Raw genomic sequence first — 19,263 nt, 5'->3', positions numbered from 1 at the left:
GCCATGCTGAGTAGAACTGCCTCGGATTTGTACTGGATGTCTCGCTATCTGGAACGCGCAGAAAACCTCGCGCGTATGCTGGATGTCAGCTATTCGCTGTCGCTGATGCCCCAGGATGGGCGCGGCGATGGCCTGCACGAACTGGCCATGCCGTTGTTGATCACTGGCACGCTGGAGGATTATCACGAGCGTCATGGCGAACTTCATGCCGAACGGCTGCTGCATTTTTTCGCGCTGGATGCGGCCAACCCGGCCAGCATCTACAGCTGCCTTGGCGCCGCGCGGGCCAGCGCCCATGCGGTGCGTGGGCGTATTACCGCCGACATGTGGGAAAACATCAACGCCACCTGGCTGGACATTCGTGACATCGCCCAGCAAGGGCTGAGCCACTACGGTATGAGCCGGTTTTGTGAGTGGGTCAAGGAGCGTTCCCACCTGTTCCGCGGCGCCACCTACGGCACCATCATGCGTAACGATGCCTTCCGCTTTATCCGCCTGGGTACCTTTATCGAGCGCGCCGATAACACCCTGCGCCTGCTGGATGCCCGCTATGAAATGGCCGGCGACCAGGCGGCGGTCAGCGATGGCACTGCTCACGCGTATTACCAGTGGAGCGCATTGCTGCGTGCGCTGTCGTCATTCGAGGCGTACACCGAAATTTATCGTGATGCCCCAGGTGCCCGGCAGGTTGCCGAGCTGCTGCTGTTACGTGCTGATGTCCCGCGTTCACTGCGGGCGTGCAGTGAAGAGATCGACCAGATCCTCGCCAGCCTGCCCGGTCTTAACGGCCGCCCGGCCCAGCGCCTGGCCGCCGAGATGGATGCGCGCCTGCGCTTCACCGCCATCGACGAAATCCTTGAGGAAGGCCTGCACGCCTGGCTGACCGACTTTATCCCCTTGGTCCGCCAGTTGGGCGACGCCATCTACAGTTCCTACCTGGAGGCGGCATGAGACTCTCCATCAGCCACGAAACCACCTACCACTACGAAGACCAGGTACGTGCCAGCATTCAATACCTGCGCCTTACACCCCACGACAGTGAGCGCCAGCACGTGCTCAGCTGGCAACTCGACCTGCCGCGCCCGGTGCGCGCCCAAGTAGACCCCTTCGGCAACATCCTGCATGTGCTGACCCTGGATGAACCCCACGACGCCATCATCATCGGAGCCCGCGGCCAGGTAGAAATTGATGAGTTGCGCGAGGCCGAGCACGAAAGCCAGTCGCCCTTTCCGTTCCTGCGCAGCACGCGCCTCACCGAGCCCGACGAAGCCTTGCGCCGGTTTGCCGAACAACACTGCCATCAGCGTCGCGACCGCACTGCGTTGATCGACCTGATGCAGGCCCTCAACCAAGCGATGATCTACACGCCAGGTGCGACTGCCGTCGATACCTGCGCCGCCCAAGCCTTCGCGGGCGCGGCGGGCGTGTGCCAGGACCACACCCATGCGTTCCTGGCCTGCGCGCGCAGCCTGGGGATTGCTGCGCGGTATGTGTCGGGGTATTTGTACACCGAAGACAGCGCGCACCTGGCCAGCCATGCCTGGGCCGAAGCCTGGCTGGATGGCGCCTGGTACAGCTTTGACGTGACCAACCAACTGGCCCGTCCGGAGCGGCATTTGAAGCTCGCCGTGGGCCTGGACTACCTCGACGCCTGCCCGGTACGCGGTATGCGCCGTGGCGGCGGGCATGAGCAGATGCATGCCAAGGTATTTGTAGCCCCGACCTTGGTTTCCGTGCAGCAGCAATAAACTTCCTGAGCACAGCGGGCCAGATGTGGGAGGCTTAAGGTTGCTGTTTACGCCCCGCCATATGCTGCAAATACCCCACCAGCAAATCCAGTTCGTGGTCTGGCAACACGCTGGCGGCAAACGCCGGCATCTTGGCCTGTGGCCAGTGCCTCAGGCTTTGTGGGTCGCGGATGTAGCGCTTGAGGAAATCGCCACCGAAATACTCGGTCGGGTTATAGGGAATATTCAGGTCCGGCCCCATTTGCGCATCGCCGGCACCATTGAGGCGATGGCAAGCCAGGCAGTTCTTCTGGAATAACGCAAAGCCTTGGTTCACCGGGTCATCCGCCGCCAGCTTCGGGTCGGGCAGCAACGCTGGAAAGCGCTCGGCGACCGTCTGCAATTGCTTGATCGTGGAAATCTGGAAGGGCCATTGTTCCGGGCTGATATGCCCGGCTTGGGGGTTGGTCCACACCAGGTAGAACGGCCCGGCGCTGGGTTTTCCTTGCGCCAGCGCCGGCCACGGATGGGCCGGGTCTTCCACGGCCAGCCAGGCGCGTGCACCGGTTTTTTCCAACAAGGGCGCGGCGGTGAGTTCGGCGGCAAAGCCATCAAGGGCAACGGCTTGCAGGTGGTTCGCAGGCTTCAGGCCCGGCAGGAGTACCGCCAGGGGCACCGCGCGATAGGTCATGTCGCGCTTGTAAGACACGTCGTCGACGATTTGTACGTCCTGCGCCTCGGGGTGCTTGAGCAACTGCGCGGTCTGCCAGGTCTTGCTGGCGTGGTCCAGCTCAATGGTCAATTGCGCAGCCGCAGCGGGTAGGCTCAGCAAAGCAGTAAAAAAAGCGAGGATCAGTTTCAAGGCACAGGCCCGACGATAAATGGCGATAGCGCACAAGATACCCGAAACGCACAGGTAAAAAGACAGCGCCCGCAACGGTAGCGCTAAGCGCAGTATCCCGGCAGGTGCTGCCAAACGCTGCTGGTCCGGTGCTGTGTGAGCACGAAGACCGGGTGCTGGATCGTCACCCGATAACCTTGGTTAAATTGGGCAAGATCAGAATCAGTGTGGTGGCGAACAGAATAAGTCCCGCCTGACGTACTTTCGAATGTTTGAACATGGCTGACTGCCTATTTGTTGTTATTCCTGAGCGTCAAATGCGTGCCGGTTTCTTTCAGTATCGCGAGATGACATTGCACTTTTCTTACAACTGCTCCAGCAAAACCCGGCAGCAGTGTCCTACAGGTTCAACCTTAGAGCGCCCGATCTTCTTCGCTTAGATCCATTTCATATCAGCTAATCAGCATTTGCGCTAAAAACGGCATGAGGCTTATTGCCATCTTGGCGCGAGCCCTAGGGCTAGACAGCTAAAACGATTAATCAGGTAATTCCCGTAGCTACCTACCGTTCGTCCGAGCGAGGGGGTCAAAAGCAATGAGCGCATCCGTCATTGAAACCGTGTCAATCGGGCCTAAGGTAGGGGGCATACACCCACAGCGGTTCGAGGATGTCATGACCCAAGCTTTGATCTTTGATGCGATACGCACGCCCCGGGGCAAAGGCAAGGCCGATGGTGCCTTGCACAGCGTCAAACCGGTAAACCTGGTGGCCGGCTTGCTCACGGCGCTGGCACAACGCAGCGACCTCGACACCCGCCAAGTGGATGACATCGTCCTGGGCTGCGTCACGCCGGTGGGCGACCAGGGCGCCGATATCGCCAAGACCGCCGCCCTGGTGGCGGACTGGGACATCAGCGTCGCCGGCGTCCAGGTCAATCGCTTCTGCGCCTCGGGGCTGGAAGCAGTCAACCTGGGGGCAATGAAAGTGCGTTCCGGCTTCGAAGATCTGGTCGTGGTGGGTGGCGTCGAATCCATGTCCCGCGTGCCCATGGGCAGCGATGGCGGCGCCTGGGTGCTCGACCCGCAAACCAATATGCACAGCCACTTCACCCCTCAAGGTATTGGCGCTGACCTGATTGCCACGCTGGAAGGGTTCACTCGCCAGGATGTGGACAGCTTTGCCCTGCAGTCACAACAGAAGGCCGCCAGGGCGCGGGCGGACGGTTCCTTCAACAAGTCGTTGATCGCGGTGCAGGATCAGAACGGCATCGTGCTGCTGGATCATGACGAATTTATCCGCGGCGACTCGACCCTCGAAGGCTTGGGCAAGCTCAAGCCCAGCTTCGAAATGATGGGCCAGATGGGCTTTGATGCTACCGCGCTGCGGGTCTACAGCCATGTGGAACGCATTGACCATGTGCACACGCCGGGCAACAGCTCCGGCATCGTTGATGGCGCGGCATTGATGTTGATCGGCTCCGAGGCCAAGGGGCGCGAGTTGGGCCTGCAACCGCGGGCGCGCATTGTCGCCACGGCAGTCACCAGCACCGACCCGACCATCATGCTCACCGGCCCCGCACCCGCCACCCGCAAGGCGCTGGCCAAGGCCGGCCTGCGGGTAGAAGACATCGACCTGTTCGAAGTCAACGAAGCGTTTGCCTCGGTGGTGCTCAAGTTCATCAAAGACATGGGCATCGACGCCGCACGGGTCAACGTCAACGGCGGCTCTATAGCCATGGGCCACCCGTTGGGCGCCACCGGTTGCGCAATCCTCGGCACCTTGCTCGACGAGCTGGAAGTGCGCCAGCAACGCTACGGCCTGGCCACCCTGTGTGTCGGCGGTGGCATGGGAATCGCCACCATCATCGAACGCCTCTGAGCCCAAGGAATTTGTCATGACCGATGCCATTCGTTACGAAAAAGGCCAGGACCAGATCGTGGTACTGACCCTGGACATGCCCGGCCAGAGCGCCAACACCATGAACGCCGTCTACCGCGAAGCGATGGCGGCCACCGTCACGCGCCTGGAAGCAGAAAAGGACCAGATTGCCGGGGTGGTGATCACCTCGGCCAAGAAGACCTTTTTTGCCGGTGGCGACCTCAATGAGCTGATCAAGGTCGACAAGGCCCAAGCCAAGGATTTCCATGACAGCGTACGGGTGCTGAAAGCGCAGTTACGCCGCCTGGAAACCCTCGGCAAGCCGGTGGTGGCCGCGATCAATGGCGCGGCCTTGGGCGGTGGCTGGGAAATTTGCCTGGCCTGCCATCATCGGGTCGCGCTGGACGACAAGTCCGTGCAGTTGGGCCTGCCCGAAGTCACCCTTGGCCTGTTGCCGGGCGGCGGCGGGGTGGTGCGCATGGTGCGGATGCTGGGTCTGGAAAAAGCCCTGCCGTATTTGCTCGAAGGCAAAAAAGTCCGGCCCGCCCAGGCACTGCAAGCAGGCTTGATTGATCAATTGGCGGCTGATCGCGATGAGCTGCTGGCCAAGTCCCGCGCCTGGATTCTCGCCAATCCCGAGGCCAGGCAACCCTGGGACAACAAGGGGTATCAGATCCCTGGCGGCACGCCGTCCAACCCCAAAGTCGCGCAGATGCTCGCCATTGCCCCGTCGATGTTGCGCAGCAAAACCAATGGCTGTTTCCCGGCACCGGAGAAAATCCTCTGCGCCGCCGTTGAAGGTGCCCAAGTGGATTTCGACACCGCACACCTGATCGAAACCCGCTACTTCACCGAACTGGTGACCGGGCAGGTGGCGAAAAACATGATCGGCACCTTCTGGTTTCAGCTTAATGAAATCAATGCCGGCAGCTCACGCCCACAGGGTTTTGCCCCTCACGTCACCCGTAAGGTCGGTGTGCTCGGCGCCGGGATGATGGGTGCGGGCATCGCCTATGTCAGTGCCTGTGCGGGGGTCGAGGTGGTGCTCAAAGACATCAATCTCGCCGCCGCCGAAAAGGGCAAAGCCCATAGCGCTGCCTTGCTGGACAAGAAAGTCAGCCGTGGGCAATTGACCGCCGAACAGCGCGAGGCCACCCTGGCGCGCATTCACCCTACGCAGGATGACGCTGACCTGGCCGGTTGCGACCTGATCATCGAGGCCGTGTTCGAAGACCGCGAACTCAAGGCCAGGGTCTCGGCCGCCGCACAAAGCGTGGTCGGTGCCGATGCGGTGATCGCCTCCAACACTTCCACCTTGCCCATCAGCGGCCTGGCCACGGCGGTGCCGGACCAAACCAGGTTTATCGGTCTGCACTTCTTCAGCCCCGTGGACAAGATGCCCCTGGTGGAAATCATCAAAGGCACCCACACCAGCGATGAGACCCTGGCCCGCGGTTTCGATTTCGTCCTGCAAATCAAGAAAACCCCGATTGTGGTCAACGACAGCCGTGGCTTCTTCACCTCGCGGGTCTTTGGTACCTTCACCAACGAAGGCATTGCCATGCTCGGCGAAGGCGTGGCCGCGCCGATGATCGAGACCGAAGCGCGCAAGGCCGGGATGCCGGTGGGGCCGCTGGCGGTGTCCGATGAAGTGTCCCTCAGCCTGATGAGCCATATCCGACAGCAAACCGCCAAGGATCTGCAGGCCGAAGGCAAGGCATTGCCGAATCATCCGGCGACAGCGGTGATTGATTTGCTGGTGAATGAATACAAGCGCACCGGCAAGGCGGCGGGCGGCGGTTTTTACGATTACCCCGCCGGTGGCCAGAAGCACCTGTGGCCAGAGTTGAAAAACCGGTTCGAACGGCCCGGCAATCGAATTTCACCCCAGGACGTGCGCGACCGCTTGCTGTTTATCCAGGCCATCGAAACCGTGCGCTGCGTGGAGGAGGGCGTGTTGATGTCCACGGCTGACGCCAACGTCGGTTCGATCTTCGGCATCGGCTTTGCCGCGTGGAGTGGCGGCGCGCTGCAGTTTATCAACCAATACGGGCTGAACGATTTTGTCGCCCGCGCTCGTTATTTGGCCGAAGAGTATGGGGAGCGCTTCTCACCACCGGCGTTGTTGCTGGAGAAAGCGGCACAGGGCGAAGTGTTCGGCTGAGCAAAATGTGGGAGCGGAGCTTGCCTTGAGGGTGTATTTCAAGGCAGGCTCTGGGGTGTGCAATATTCCCATCGCCGTGTCAGGTATTTTTTATGTCGCTACGCGTCTGCATCCTGGAAACCGATATCCTGCGTCCAGGCTTGATCGATCAGTACCAAGGTTACGGGCAGATGTTCAAGCGCCTGTTCGCCAAGCAACCGATTGCCGCCGAATTTGTCGTCTACAACGTGGTGCAGGGCGAATACCCGCCGGATGACGAGGTGTTTGACGCGTACCTGATCACCGGCAGCAAGGCCGACTCGTTCGGCACTGACCCCTGGATCCAGACTCTCAAGGCTTATTTGCTCACACGGTACGAGCGTGGCGACAAGTTGCTGGGTGTGTGCTTTGGCCATCAGTTGCTCGCCCTGCTACTGGGCGGCAAGGCCGAGCGTGCCAGCCAGGGTTGGGGCATGGGCACCCACGCCTACAAGCTGGATGCCAAGACGCCATGGATGAGCCCCGAGGTGCCGGAGCTGACGCTATTGATCAGCCACCAGGATCAAGTCACCACGTTGCCGGACAATGCCACGGTCATCGCTTCCAGCGAGTTCTGCCCGTTCGCCGCTTACCACATCGGCGATCAGGTGCTGTGCTTCCAGGGCCATCCGGAATTTATCCATGATTATTCCCGCGAGTTGCTGGAGATTCTTCAGACAACCCTGGGTGAGAAGGTCTACACCAACGGCGTGGCCAGCCTGGATCGCGACCACCACGGCGTAACCGTGGCGGAGTGGATGATGCGCTTTGTCGCACACAAGCCGGATACCGCGGCCTAAAGCCAGCCTGAACGCTTGAAGCTGGCCCACAAACCGCCACAGCCCACAGCAATAAACCCGAGCACCGCAAAATAGCCGTAATGCCATTGCAGCTCGGGCATGTTCTGAAAGTTCATCCCGTAGATCCCCGCCACCGCCGTGGGGAACGCCAGGATCGCCGCCCACGCGGCGAACTTGCGCTGCACCACGCTCTGGCGCGACGCCTCCAGCAACACACCGATCTCGATGGTCTGGCTGGCAATGTCGCGCAAGGTGGTGAGGTCTTCCATCTGCCGGGTGACGTGGATCTGCACGTCGCGGAAATACGGGCGCATGTTTTTGTCGATAAACGGAAAGCTCAGCTTCTGCAACTCTTGGCTGATTTCCACCATCGGCGCCACATGACGCTTGAGCCGCAGCACATCACGACGCAGGCCGTGGAGGTGCTGGATATCTCGCTCATTGAGTGAACTGCACAGCACATTGCGCTCCAGCTCATCGATTTCGGCGTGAATCGCCTCGCTGACCGGCTGGTAGTTCTCGGTGACGAAATCCAGCAGCGCATAGAGTACGAAGTCTTCCCCATGCTCCAGCAACAGCGGCCGCGCCTCACAGCGTTGGCGCACAAAACCGTAGGACGCCGAGTGACCGTTGCGTGCAGTGATGATGTAGCCGTTGCCGGCAAAGATATGGGTTTCGATAAACTCCAGCTTGCCGTTCTCGCGCACCGGTGAGTAGGTGACGATAAACAGCGCGTCACCGAAGGTTTCCAGCTTCGGCCGGCTGTGCTTTTCCATGGCGTCTTCGATGGCCAGTTCATGCAGGTTGAACTGGCGTTGCAGGTTGTTCAACTCCTGGGCGCTGGGCTCTTCCAGGCCGATCCACACAAAGTGTCCGGGTTTGGCGGCCCAGGCCGCGCCTTCATCGAGGGTGATATCCGAGACTTTCTTTCCGGCGCTGTAGACGGCGGCCGCAACAACTCTACCCATGGTGCTGATCACTTCTTATTAAGAGGACAGATATTGGGCAGCTTAGCCTGAATGGCGTTCCGTTGTTGCTGACTGACATTGCCCATTCCCTTGCAGGAGCGAGCTTGCTCGCGAAGATCATCAACGATGACGCAGCGCTATCAGATGACCCGCGGCGCTTACACGGTTTTCGCGAGCAAGCTCGCTCCTGCAAGTTCACGGTCCATTGTTTCAATGCATGCGGTCATTTGCGCATGACAGTCCAGCATCAATTGAGGGATGTCATCCACCGTCATGCCAGTGGTAGGAATCGGCGGCAACGACCGTATCAGCACTTCCCCGCTGTTCCAGCGGTTGAGCTGCATCTGCGTTACATAATTGCTGACACACACCTGCACGATAGGCACGCCGGCCGCAATCGCCATATGAAACGCACCTTTCTTGAACGGCAACAGCCCTTTACCCAGGTTGCGCGTACCTTCCGGGAACACCCAGATCGACGTGTCCTTGTGTTGCAAGGTCTGGGTGGTGGTGAGCATGGCGCGTCGGGCCTTGTGCGCATTACCGCGGTCGATCAGCACATTGCCCGCCAGCCAGAACAACTGGCCGAACAGCGGCACCCATTTCAAGCTTTTCTTGGCGATGCATACGGTGCGGTGCGGCACTACATTGCCAAGTACAAACAGGTCGTAGTTGGACTGGTGGTTGGCGATCACCACACAGGTGCCGGGCTTGTTGCGCAGCGAGTCGACATCCGTCTTCACCTTCAGGCGCAAGATCCACATGGCTGGCAATGCGTAAAGACGGGCGCAGAGGCGGCTGTTGTCCGGATTGAATGGCCGGCATACCCCTAAAAGTACGCCCAATACCCCTGCGATCATAAAGTGCAGGCCCATCAACAACATACGTAACAGAAAAAGCATCGAAGCGGCCCATCGGGACAAAAGGTGGCGCAGTGTACGGATGTGCACTGTATTCGGCAATTGCCCCTACAGAGGTGGGAGATAGGCGATGTTTAAGCGCATGTTTCCACATATGCCCACAAAGGCCGGCTAGAGCGGCTACGGATATGTCGGATTCATTTGTAAGAAAAAGCCCGACACTAGGTCGGGCTCGGGTAAGACGGATGTAGGTGTTAACTCAGATTGTGGCCCTGATCCTGGATGATCGCATCATCCAGGGCTTCCAGCAGTGCGCGGCGCACTTTCAACTTGGTGTGCTTGTGGGCATTCATATTGATCTTCTTCAACTGACGTGCCGCTTCCAGGGCGGCTGCGTGCAATTCCTCCGGTGCCACCACCTTATCGAGGAAGCCCGCTTGCAAGGCGCCTTGCGGGTCAAACATCTCGGCATTGATCACCGACCGATGGAACGCCGACTTGCGCAGACGATCCCGCGCCAACTCGATACCGGCATGGTGCATGGTCATGCCGATCGCCACCTCATTCAAACCAATGCTGAACGGGCCTTCGACGCCGATACGGTAATCGCCCGACAACAACAGGAACGCGCCCTTGGCTACCGCATGGCCCGGGCAAGCCACAATCACCGGGAACGGGTGCGCCAACAAGCGCCGTGCCAGGGTCGAGCCCGACGTCACCAGGCTGATCGCTTCTTTAGGGCCGGCAGTCATCACCTTCAAATCATAACCACCCGACAAAATCCCCGGCGTGCCCGTAATGATCACCACCGCCCGATCCTTCTCGGCCTGATCCAGCGCAGCATTAAACTCACTGACCACTGCCGGAGAAATGGCATTCACCTTGCCGTTGCTCAAGGTCAGGGTCGCGATACCGTCTTCGAAGTGGTAGGCAATCAACTCACTCATGACGCGGTTCCTTGTAGGGTTTGTTATAGAGGTAGATGCGCAGACGTTACTCACCACGCCCGCGCTGGTAAAGCGCCGTGACTGACTACCCAGTCAGGCTTTTCCTGCATCCCCAAGGGTAGACGGCCCGCAGCAGGGCGCAGCAACCGTCCCAGACGCCTGCCGCCGGTGCCCGAGAATGGCACAATCATCACCCCTTGCCGGGCGGGGAATGGCATAACGGTCTAACCGCATGAAAATTCTGAAAAAAACCTTTGCCATCAGAAAGGCTTTCGACTACATTAGCGCGCCTCGACAGACTGAACTGGTTTGCCGAGATACGGTGAAGTGTCCGAGTGGCTTAAGGAGCACGCCTGGAAAGTGTGTATACAAGAAATTGTATCGAGAGTTCGAATCTCTCCTTCACCGCCAAATTCGATGTAAACAAAACCCCTGGTTTCGAGAGAAACCAGGGGTTTTGTGATTTCTAGGGTTTGAAAAGTCCAGCTTTATCAGATCACGCGCTTGGCATATCCATTCGCCTTCCTATGACGTCCAGCAAATCGCAGCCGTCGCGCAAAGAGATGGAACAAAGCAACGCAAAATCACTGAGTACAACCGCATCACTACTGATCTCACTGCGTAGTGCGAGGTTCTCAAGGACTTGTGTAACGGCACGAACTCGATAGGTCGCAGCGTCGAGGAGTATTTCCAATGGCACGGTGGTATCGACAAAAAGGGCAGGTGTGGCGCTGTCGTTGCTGGTGAGGGCTATGTATTGGTTCATGTGTAACTCCACAAGACAAATATAAAAACAATGAGCTCTTTTCACGCTAAACCGCCAAAAATGGCAGCCGCATGAAAATAACGTCGTCTACGTTCCGTCTTGTTTTCGAGTCGCCAAACCCGGCCGCCGTATGGGCGACCGGGTGACTATAGACATTGCGATTTTGAAACGGGAGCCCCACATTTCTGCTAGAAGGGCTTGTTGTGCCCGGCGCAGGCGCCGAGAAGAAAGCCTTGAAAGCTGCCCTGCTTTGGGCAAAAGCTCATATCGCTGATCTTAAGCGGGTATGGGATGAACAAAACCGGAGGGACTGACATATGACCAGCAAACTTCGTATTTCTGCTGTGCAACCAGTTGCCGGCAAGCATGCCTTAGAGATCGAATGGAGCAACGGTAAGCGACACACTGTTGACCTCACCGATCATATAAATACTTTTCCTGTCCTCACACCACTCTTGGATTTGGCGCTATTCAGCCAAGTGGAAGTTGGTGAGTGGGGCTTTGATGTGACATGGGGTAATAACCTAGAACTGTCCGCTGTCACGTTGCACCGTCTGGCGTTGGAGCAATCTGGTGAGGTCATGCTGACCCAGGATTTCAGAAAGTGGATGCTCAGTAACAATTTATCCCTTTCCGCAGCTGCTGTTCAACTGGGCTTTTCTCGTAGGACTATCACCGCGTACAGCAGTGGTGCTGCGCTTATTCCCAAGCATGTCGGGTTGGCATGTAGGGGGTGGGAGTATGAGCATAAAGGTTACACGGGCCACCACGCTTAAACGGGCCTGTTCTCCACCAGGGCGGCCAATAGAGCCGCCCTGATACATCCGCACCGCGCTCAATGCCTATGCCGATGATGCACATCCGGAAAATGCGCATGGCTGTGCTTCATCACCGCATGCACATGCACATGGCTATGAGGCTGCGCCGGATCCCACTCAAACCCATGCTCATGCTGATGATGCTCATCATGCACATGCCAATGCCCATGTTCCGTTGCCTCATGCACATGCTCATGGGCATGGCGCTCCGTCAGGTGAAGCCACACGCCCGCGGCCATCAGCGCCGAAGCAATCCAGAACGCCACGGTCACCGACTCGCCAAATACCAGCAGCGCCACTGCGGCACCGAGGAAGGGTGCCGTGGAGAAATAAGCCCCGGTGCGCGCACTGCCCAGCCCGCGTAGCGCCAGTACGAACATCACCAGGCTGATGCCATAGCCGAGGAACCCCACCACCAGGATCGGCGCCAATTGCGACACCCCCGGAATCTGCGTCCCGAGGTAAAGCGCCAAACTGCAATTCACCAGCCCCGCAATCAAACCTTTGGCACCGGCGATAAAGAGCGCGTCAGACGCCGACACCTTGCGCGTCAGGTTGTTATCTATCCCCCAGCACAAACACGCCAGCGCAATGGCGAGCGGCCCGGTCCAGTCCTGGCTGCCGCCGCCGGCGCCTGTCCATGACAACACCACGCCGCCCAGCACAATGGCGACCATGCCGAGCACGATGCGCCGATCTGCGTTTTCTCTGAATACGACCCAGGCGATCACGGCGGTGAGCACTGATTCGAGGTTGAGCATCAAGGAGGCGGTGGCGCCGGCGGTGCGAATCAGGCCGAACATGAGGGCGACGGGGCCGAGGATGCCGCCGAAGGCTATGGCGCCGAGCAGCCAGGGCCATTGCGATGGGGTCAGCCCGGTAGGTTCCCAGCCGCGATCACGGATCAGACGTACGCCGGCAAGGCCAATGCCGCTGCCCAGGTAAAGCAGGCCGGCCAGCAATATAGGCGAGAGGCCCAGGCCGAGGCTTTTGGCGAGCGGAGTGCTGGCGCCGAACAGGGCGGCGGCCACGAGGGCGTAAATGATGCTGATGTTCATGGGCCATCCTCGAAGGTCAGGCCCATGATACGTCGCTTGCCGGGGTCAGCGCCCTGGCAGTTTCATACTTTATTGCGCGGTTTTCAGCTTGATCACATCACCGGAAATCTTGGTGGTGTAGCCGTTCAATACCCAGGCCCAGAACCACTTTTCTTGCACTTGGGTGTTGATCAGCGCGTCGCCGCCTTTGGCTTTGATGGCTGCATCCTGAGCGCGTACGAAGCGGTTGTTCTGGCCGATTGGGATGACGCCCAACAGCATGATGCCGGTGGCGCTGGCTTCGCTGTGGCCGAGGACGGTGTATTGGCTGGCGTCGTATTGCTGGGTTTTCATGGCGGTGCCGGTGCAACCTGCCAGGGTGAAACCAAGAACCGCTGCTGCAACTGCTTTACTGACGTATTTCACTTGAAACTCCATGGACTCAACCTCGAGATTCAATTCCCGAGGGGGCGACGCTTTAAGCGCTCGGTTGGCAGATTGAAAACAATCTGCCCAGGTTTCATGCTCAGGCTTGTGCGTGCGCCCAGGCGATCAAGCTCGGAGCTGAAAGTCATGCGCGTCTGCGTGTTAGCAAACTCCGGATCAACCGCCCATACACCACGGCGTTGATCAATATCACCACCGCCCCCAGCACCAGTTGAATATTCGCCGTCAGCCCGGCGGGGTAGATCAGCGTCAGGATGTAGTGCTCGATAAACCCACCGCCATAACCGTCTTGCCCGGCCAGGTGACGAAACAGGTTTTCCCAGCGGGTGAGGGGGCAGGGCAGGTGCAGCACCTCTACCGCGATCCCCCAGGCCACGGCGGGCAAGTGCAGCCACATTACCCTGGGCCATTTCAGGGCGAGCAGGCCACCGAACAGTACGAACAGGATAAAGGTCAGGTGAAACAGCACGAGGCCGTCGGCGACGAGTCGGTAGAGCATTGTGGGCACTTCGAAAGGAGGGGCAAACAGTCTAAAGGGTTGCTCGCCGGCAAGGGTGGCCGTTATTGTGCTGAATCCATTTAGTCCTTGCCCCAAGGTTGTATCGTGATGAATGCACCGCGTACCGCTGTCCCGATCAAAGCCGTGATTTTCGATATGGACGGGTTGTTGCTGGATACCGAAGGCATCTACACCGAAGTCACGCAGATCATCGCCGAGCGCTATGGCCGTACCTATGACTGGGGTATCAAGCAGCACATCATCGGGCGAGGCGCTCAGGATCTGGCCGATTACGTGGTCAAGGCGCTGGATTTGCCGATCACGCCCGCGCAGTTTCTGGAAATTCGCGAGCCGTTGATGAGCGAGCGCTTTCCCAAGGCCCTGGGTATGCCGGGCGCTGAAGCGTTGGTGCGGCATCTGAAGGCGCACAATATCCCGATTGCGGTGGGCACCAGTTCATCGCGTAACTCGTTTGGCCACAAGACCACCTTGCACCGCGAATGGTTTGGCCTGTTCGACACCATCGTCACTGCCGACGACCCGGAAGTCGGTGCGGCCAAGCCGGCGCCGGATATCTTCCTCACGGCTGCGCGCCGTCTGGGTGTGGCGCCTGAGGATTGCCTGGTGTTCGAAGATTCGCCGTTCGGCGTGACTGCGGCGAAGGCTGCCAACATGACCGCCATCGCCGTGCCCGATGAGGCCATGGCGGACAGCAAGTACCAACATGCTGACCAGATTATTCGCAAGCTCGCCGACTTTGATTTGGCCGCCTACGGCTTGCCCCCCATGGCCTGACCCCGCGCGGTCAAAAATGTGGGAGCTGGCTTGCCTGCGAAAGCGGTAGTGCAGTGACAGATGTGGCACTGACACACCGCCTTCGCGGGCAAGCCCGCTCCCACATTTGGTTTGCGGTTTTGCAAAATCAGGCGCTGAAACCACCATCGATGGTCAGGCTGGCGCCCGTGATATACCCGGCTTCCGGCCCGGCCAGATACGCCACAAAGCTGGCAATCTCCTCCACGTGCCCATACCTGCCCACCGCCATCAACCCGATCAAGCTTTCGGCAAACTCACTGTTCGCCGGGTTCATATCGGTATCCACCGGCCCGGGCTGCACGTTGTTGATGGTGATACCCCGTGGCCCCAGATCCCGCGCCAAACCCTTGGTCAACCCCACCAGCGCCGCCTTGCTCATGGCATAAGGCCCGCCACCACCGAAGGGCATACGCTCGGCGTTGGTGCTGCCGATATTGATTACGCGGCCACCTTCGCCCATGTGCCTGGCGGCTTCCTGGGTGGCGATAAATACGCTGCGCACGTTGATTGCCAGGGTCTGGTCGAAGTCCTCCAGCTTGAAGTCTTCCAGCGGCGCGATGGCCAGCACGCCTGCGTTGTTCACCAGGATATCCAGGCGCCCAAACGCATCGACCGTGGCGTTGACGGCATTGCGAATTGCCGTGGCATCGGCGCTGTCGGCTTGAATCGCCAGGGCTTTGCCGCCTTCGCTGATCACGTCGTGCTGCAACGCTTGGGCCTTGGCGGCCGAACTGACGTAGGTAAAGGCGACTGCAGCACCCTGCGCGGCGAGGCGCTTGACGATGGCGGCGCCGATGCCGCGGGAACCGCCTTGAATCAGGGCGACTTTGCCGGTGAGGTTTTGTGTGGTCATGTCGATCTCCAAGTAGTTGATGGGCTGAGTATCGACCTGCCTCCGGTACGCCGGTAGACCGTGATTGCTATAGTCTGTGTAAACCAAAAGTTTAGAGTGGCCGATATGGAGAGCTTTGGCAGTATCGAATGCTTTGTGCGCAGCGCCGAGGGTGGCAGCTTTGCCGAGGCGGCCCGGCACCTGAGCCTGACGCCCGCAGCCGTGGGCAAAAGTGTCGCCAAACTGGAAGCGCGCCTGGGTGTGCGGCTGTTTCAGCGCAGCACTCGGCGGCTTACGTTGACTGAAGCCGGCAAGTTATTCCTGGAAGAGGTCAGCGCCAGCCTCACCACTATCCAGAATGCTGTGGCCAACCTGGCCAGCGCCGAAGGGCGACCGGTGGGCACGCTCAAGGTCAGCATGGGCACGGTGGTCGGCTGTTTGTATATCGTGCCGCTGCTGGGGGAGTTTCTGAAACGCTACCCCGATATCAGCCCGGATTGGCATTTCGACAATCGCCAGGTCGATCTGATTGGCCAGGGCTTTGACGCGGCCCTTGGCGGCGGCTTTGAGTTGCCCCAAGGCGTGGTGGCACGCAAGCTGACGCCGGCTCACCGCGTGCTGGTGGCATCGCCTGACTATCTGGCGGCACGCCCAGCGGTGTTGCAGCCAGAAGACCTGGAGCACTGCGACGGCATCCTGATTCGCTCACCGCAAACCGGGCGAGTGCGCTCCTGGCAACTGACTCATCGCAATGGCGAGCACGGCCCGCTGAGTCTCAAACCGCGCATGACCATGAGCGACTCGCAGGCCGCCTGCATCTGCGCCGAACAGGGCTTGGGCGTTGCGCTGGTGAGCATGCCGTTTGCCGTACCCTGGCTGGCGAGCGGCAAGTTGCTGCGGGTATTGCCGGACTGGTATGTGAACGACGGCAATATTTGCATCTACTACGCCGAACATAAACTGCTGCCAGGCAAGACTCGGGCGTTTGTGGATTTCATCATCGAGCAGTTTGCCGAGCAGCAGTTAGGCCAAAGATTCAGTGCCATCTAACACCTTGTAGTGATCAAAATGTGGGAGGGGGCTTGCTCCCGATTGCGGTGGGCCAGCTATAGATAAGCTGGCTGATACACCGCTATCGGGAGCAAGCCCCCTCCCACATTTGATCTTCAGTGGCCGAACTTACCGGGCCAACCTATGACTTTCTTAGGCCTGGGTGCCGCATACGTCCTGACTTTGGACGTCGACAACCCCAACCTCACCAACGACTCGGCAACCATCACCGCCGCCGTCACCCCGTCCACCACCGGCACTCCGGTGCGTTTGCGAATCTGCTCATCCAGCCCGGCCATGCCGCCGCAGCCCAGGCAGATCACCTCGGCCTTGTCGTCGCGAATGGCCAGTTCCGCCTGGTGCACGATGGCTTCCATGGCGCCCAGCGGGTCTTCTTCCAGCTCCAGCACTGCCATGCCGCTGGCGCGCACCGAAGCGCAACGCTGGTAGAGGCCGGCGAGTTTCAGCCGGTCTTCAATCAGCGGCACAGTGCGGTCCAGGGTCGTCACCACCGAGTAGGCGTGCCCCAGGAACATCGCGATGCTGGCTGCCGCCTCGGTGATATCCACCACCGGCACATTGAGCAGCTCCTGCAGGCCTTCACGGCCATGTTCGCCATAGCCGGCCTGGATCACCGCATCAAAGGGCTGGTCGTAGGCCATTACCCGATCCATCACGGCGATGGCTGCCAGATAGCTTTCAAAATTGCCTTCCACCGATTCTGCGCCGAAGTACGGGGTGAGCCCGACAATCTCGGTGCCCGGTGAAGCCACGGCCCGTGCTTGCTGGGCAATGGTGTCGGTGATGGATTCGGTGGTGTTGACGTTGACCACGAGGATACGCATGGAGAGTCCTTGTTTAATGACTGACGTTATCGACGGCAATGCTTTCGCCGCTGACATCGGCGTAGTGCGGCTGACGCTTGGCGATCAGCAGGTACAGCAACCCTGCGATGCCGGCGCCGAACAGCCAGGAGAACGGTGAAACGCTGGCAAACCCTGGCAACAGCGCCAGCAGGATGGCGATCACCGCCGCAGGAATAAACGCCGCCACGGCGCGCATATTCACCCCCCGGCTGTAGTAATAAACGCCATTGGGGTCTTCGCTATACAGCTGCGGCACGTCCACCTGGCTTTTACGGATCAGCCAGTAATCGACCATGATCACCCCGTACAACGGCCCCAGCAGCGCGCCCAGGCCAGAAAGGAAGTACACAATCACCAGCGGGCTGTTGTAGAGATTCCACGGCAGTATCAGCACCGCCACGAAGGCGCTGATCAACCCGGCGCGGCGAAAGTTCAGGTACTTGGGCGCCAGGTTGCTCAGCACAAAGGCCGGGGCGACGAAGTTGGCCATGATGTTCACCGCCACGGTGACGATCAGGAAGGCCAGGCAACCGAGCACCAGGAAGAAGGTATTGGGGATTGCCGCGATGATTTCGGTCGGGCTCTCGATCACTCGGCCATTGAGCTGGAACTGGCCGCCGCACAGCAGCACGGTAATGGCGGCGAACACCAGGATATTCACCGGCAGGCCCCAGAAATTGCCGACCTGGATGGTCTTGCGGCAGGGCGAAGAGCGGGCGAAGTCGCAAAAGTTGAGGATCAAGGTGCCGTAGATCGCCAGCCACAGCGCGCCACCGGCAAAGATATTGCGCCACATCTCGCCGCCGCTCAGCGGTTCACGGATCGACCAGGCGATATGCCCGCCCGCCTGGAAGTACATCCAGCCGGCCAACGCAGCCACCGTAAGCAAAATCACCGGCCCGGCGAAGCCTTCATAGCGGCGTACCATTTCCATGCCATAGGCGAGGATCACCAACTGCACCAGCCAGATCGCGACAAAACACGCCCAGCCCAGGCTCGACAGGCCCAGGATCGAGTTGTGGTCATAGTCGGCAAAGCCCGGATGAATCGCCGTCAGCAATACACGGAAAACCACCGACGCCAGGTACGTCTGGATACCAAACCAGGCAATCGCAATCACCGCCCGGATCAATGCTGGAATCTGCGCCCCGTGGATACCGAAACTGATGCGGCTGATCACGGGAAACGGCACACCGGTCTTCTGTCCCATGTACCCCGACAAGTTCATGAAGAAGTACACCAGCGCCGCGCCGATCCCCAGGGACAGCAATATTTGCCAGCCGCCCAAGCCCAATGCATATAAGCCGATGGCAAACGAATAGTTGGCGATGTTGTGCACGTCATTGGTCCACAGCGCAAAGATGCTATAGCGCCCCCAGCGTCGGCCCTCGATTTTGGTGGGGGCCAGGTCCTTGTTGTGCAGGCGCGGGCTGAGGACCAGGAGGCCGGGGCTTGCAGCCTCGGGGTGGAGGGTGGAGGAGGGCAGATCCAGCGCGATATTGCTCGAAAGACTTGTACGCATTCCGGCAGGCTCCAGCGCATCGGCAGCAAAGCGGCGGATGGCAAAGTGTATGTAGGTTTTGTATTGATTGTATACAAGGCGTACTTTTCACTAAGCCACATGCGTGCCAGTTTTCGTTATATGAAAAACGGGGATAATTTCTTTTTTATAGTATTTTTAAATAAACTACTGAATTGAAAGCAATATAAATTGACCGTTTGAACAGGTATTTATTTTTGATTGGGAGTAGCGTGATTCGGGGGTGTGGGGACTAGCAGAGATGAATGTTACGTTTTGGTGCGCTCGAATATGAGTTGCACACAAAAATGGCACCGATGGTTACAAGGTTGTGTACATTTTATGCTGCGCACAAAACAAAATGTGGGAGGGGGCTTGCTCCCGATAGCGGTATATCAGTCAGAAAATCT

Annotated in this window: 19 protein-coding genes and 1 tRNA gene; 9 read left to right on the top strand and 11 right to left on the bottom strand. The window is 59.2% G+C overall.

Annotated elements, in window-relative coordinates; all coding sequences use genetic code 11:
- Positions 1-3 precede the first annotated feature (3 nt).
- Together LJX92_RS19705 and LJX92_RS19700 are read left to right on the top strand one after the other, a co-directional pair.
- The gene (locus LJX92_RS19705) at positions 4-951 is read left to right on the top strand and encodes an alpha-E domain-containing protein (RefSeq protein WP_005790452.1); all 948 of its coding nucleotides are present in this window, start codon (positions 4-6) and stop codon (positions 949-951) included.
- The gene (locus LJX92_RS19700; protein WP_005790450.1) at positions 948-1,748 is read left to right on the top strand and encodes a transglutaminase family protein; all 801 of its coding nucleotides are present in this window, start codon (positions 948-950) and stop codon (positions 1,746-1,748) included. The genes LJX92_RS19705 and LJX92_RS19700 overlap by 4 nt, the downstream gene beginning before the upstream one ends.
- 34 nt (positions 1,749-1,782) lie before the next feature.
- On the opposite strand, the gene LJX92_RS19695 is transcribed toward LJX92_RS19700, so the two are convergent.
- Positions 1,783-2,589 (bottom strand): c-type cytochrome, encoded by an 807-nt coding sequence (locus LJX92_RS19695; RefSeq protein WP_078822079.1) that lies wholly within the window; start codon positions 2,587-2,589, stop codon positions 1,783-1,785.
- A 651-nt stretch (positions 2,590-3,240) separates the two neighbouring features.
- Here LJX92_RS19695 and LJX92_RS19690 point away from each other — a divergent pair.
- From LJX92_RS19690 to LJX92_RS19680, 3 genes are all read left to right on the top strand, one after another.
- Positions 3,241-4,446 (top strand): acetyl-CoA C-acetyltransferase, encoded by a 1,206-nt coding sequence (locus LJX92_RS19690; RefSeq protein WP_032879889.1) that lies wholly within the window; start codon positions 3,241-3,243, stop codon positions 4,444-4,446.
- Positions 4,447-4,462: 16 nt separating this feature from the next.
- Positions 4,463-6,610 (top strand): 3-hydroxyacyl-CoA dehydrogenase NAD-binding domain-containing protein, encoded by a 2,148-nt coding sequence (locus tag LJX92_RS19685; RefSeq protein ID WP_228308849.1) that lies wholly within the window; start codon positions 4,463-4,465, stop codon positions 6,608-6,610.
- 92 nt (positions 6,611-6,702) lie between these two features.
- Complete coding sequence (locus tag LJX92_RS19680; RefSeq protein WP_032879891.1) at positions 6,703-7,428, top strand: amidotransferase; 726 nt, start codon at positions 6,703-6,705, stop codon at positions 7,426-7,428.
- Here LJX92_RS19680 and LJX92_RS19675 read toward each other — a convergent pair.
- The 3 genes from LJX92_RS19675 to LJX92_RS19665 all read right to left on the bottom strand — a co-directional run bounded on the left by LJX92_RS19675 (position 7,425) and on the right by LJX92_RS19665 (position 10,203).
- Positions 7,425-8,396 (bottom strand): magnesium and cobalt transport protein CorA, encoded by a 972-nt coding sequence (locus LJX92_RS19675; RefSeq protein WP_032879893.1) that lies wholly within the window; start codon positions 8,394-8,396, stop codon positions 7,425-7,427. The two genes, LJX92_RS19680 and LJX92_RS19675, sit on opposite strands and share 4 nt — an antisense overlap.
- A gap of 158 nt (positions 8,397-8,554) precedes the next feature.
- Entirely contained in the window at positions 8,555-9,298 is a 744-nt protein-coding gene (locus LJX92_RS19670; protein WP_103733607.1) for a 1-acylglycerol-3-phosphate O-acyltransferase, read from the bottom strand.
- 212 nt (positions 9,299-9,510) lie between these two features.
- Positions 9,511-10,203: a crotonase/enoyl-CoA hydratase family protein gene (locus LJX92_RS19665; RefSeq protein WP_148852835.1), complete on the bottom strand. Its 693-nt coding sequence runs from the start codon at positions 10,201-10,203 to the stop codon at positions 9,511-9,513.
- 321 nt (positions 10,204-10,524) lie between these two features.
- Between LJX92_RS19665 and LJX92_RS19660 the strand changes: the two genes are divergently transcribed.
- A tRNA-Ser gene (locus LJX92_RS19660) sits at positions 10,525-10,614 on the top strand.
- Between the two features lie 85 nt (positions 10,615-10,699).
- Here the strand turns inward: LJX92_RS19660 and LJX92_RS19655 are convergent.
- Positions 10,700-10,969 (bottom strand): short-chain dehydrogenase, encoded by a 270-nt coding sequence (locus tag LJX92_RS19655; RefSeq protein ID WP_148852832.1) that lies wholly within the window; start codon positions 10,967-10,969, stop codon positions 10,700-10,702.
- 317 nt (positions 10,970-11,286) lie between these two features.
- On the opposite strand from LJX92_RS19655, the gene LJX92_RS19650 reads away from it, so the two are divergent.
- Positions 11,287-11,745, top strand: coding sequence for a DUF2442 domain-containing protein (locus tag LJX92_RS19650; protein ID WP_228308848.1), 459 nt, complete (start codon positions 11,287-11,289; stop codon positions 11,743-11,745).
- Positions 11,746-11,804: 59 nt separating this feature from the next.
- Here LJX92_RS19650 and LJX92_RS19645 read toward each other — a convergent pair whose 3' ends face one another.
- From LJX92_RS19645 to LJX92_RS19635, 3 genes are all read right to left on the bottom strand, one after another.
- Positions 11,805-12,845: a DMT family transporter gene (locus tag LJX92_RS19645; protein WP_228308847.1), complete on the bottom strand. Its 1,041-nt coding sequence runs from the start codon at positions 12,843-12,845 to the stop codon at positions 11,805-11,807.
- A 69-nt stretch (positions 12,846-12,914) separates the two neighbouring features.
- Entirely contained in the window at positions 12,915-13,250 is a 336-nt protein-coding gene (locus LJX92_RS19640; protein WP_032881258.1) for a hypothetical protein, read from the bottom strand.
- A 145-nt stretch (positions 13,251-13,395) separates the two neighbouring features.
- On the bottom strand, positions 13,396-13,770 hold the full coding sequence (locus LJX92_RS19635) for a DUF2784 domain-containing protein (protein WP_228308846.1): 375 nt from the start codon (positions 13,768-13,770) through the stop codon (positions 13,396-13,398).
- 108 nt (positions 13,771-13,878) lie between these two features.
- Between LJX92_RS19635 and LJX92_RS19630 the strand changes: the two genes are divergently transcribed.
- Positions 13,879-14,565 (top strand): HAD-IA family hydrolase, encoded by a 687-nt coding sequence (locus LJX92_RS19630; protein ID WP_103733612.1) that lies wholly within the window; start codon positions 13,879-13,881, stop codon positions 14,563-14,565.
- A 127-nt stretch (positions 14,566-14,692) separates the two neighbouring features.
- Here LJX92_RS19630 and LJX92_RS19625 read toward each other — a convergent pair whose 3' ends face one another.
- Positions 14,693-15,439: a 3-oxoacyl-ACP reductase family protein gene (locus LJX92_RS19625; protein ID WP_032879901.1), complete on the bottom strand. Its 747-nt coding sequence runs from the start codon at positions 15,437-15,439 to the stop codon at positions 14,693-14,695.
- Between the two features lie 105 nt (positions 15,440-15,544).
- Between LJX92_RS19625 and LJX92_RS19620 the strand changes: the two genes are divergently transcribed.
- Positions 15,545-16,468, top strand: coding sequence for a LysR family transcriptional regulator (locus LJX92_RS19620; protein ID WP_032879902.1), 924 nt, complete (start codon positions 15,545-15,547; stop codon positions 16,466-16,468).
- Positions 16,469-16,584: 116 nt separating this feature from the next.
- Here LJX92_RS19620 and LJX92_RS19615 read toward each other — a convergent pair whose 3' ends face one another.
- Together LJX92_RS19615 and LJX92_RS19610 are read right to left on the bottom strand one after the other, a co-directional pair.
- Positions 16,585-17,313: an aspartate/glutamate racemase family protein gene (locus LJX92_RS19615; protein WP_228308845.1), complete on the bottom strand. Its 729-nt coding sequence runs from the start codon at positions 17,311-17,313 to the stop codon at positions 16,585-16,587.
- 13 nt (positions 17,314-17,326) lie between these two features.
- Positions 17,327-18,856: an NCS1 family nucleobase:cation symporter-1 gene (locus LJX92_RS19610; protein WP_228308844.1), complete on the bottom strand. Its 1,530-nt coding sequence runs from the start codon at positions 18,854-18,856 to the stop codon at positions 17,327-17,329.
- Positions 18,857-19,263: the final 407 nt, after the last annotated feature.

It is taken from the genome of Pseudomonas sp. HN8-3 (assembly GCF_020790195.1).
Taxonomy (GTDB): Bacteria; Pseudomonadota; Gammaproteobacteria; order Pseudomonadales; family Pseudomonadaceae; genus Aquipseudomonas; species Aquipseudomonas synxantha_A.
The sequence above is the reverse complement of the archived record's forward strand: the minus strand, read 5'-3'. Positions and strand labels throughout refer to the sequence as shown.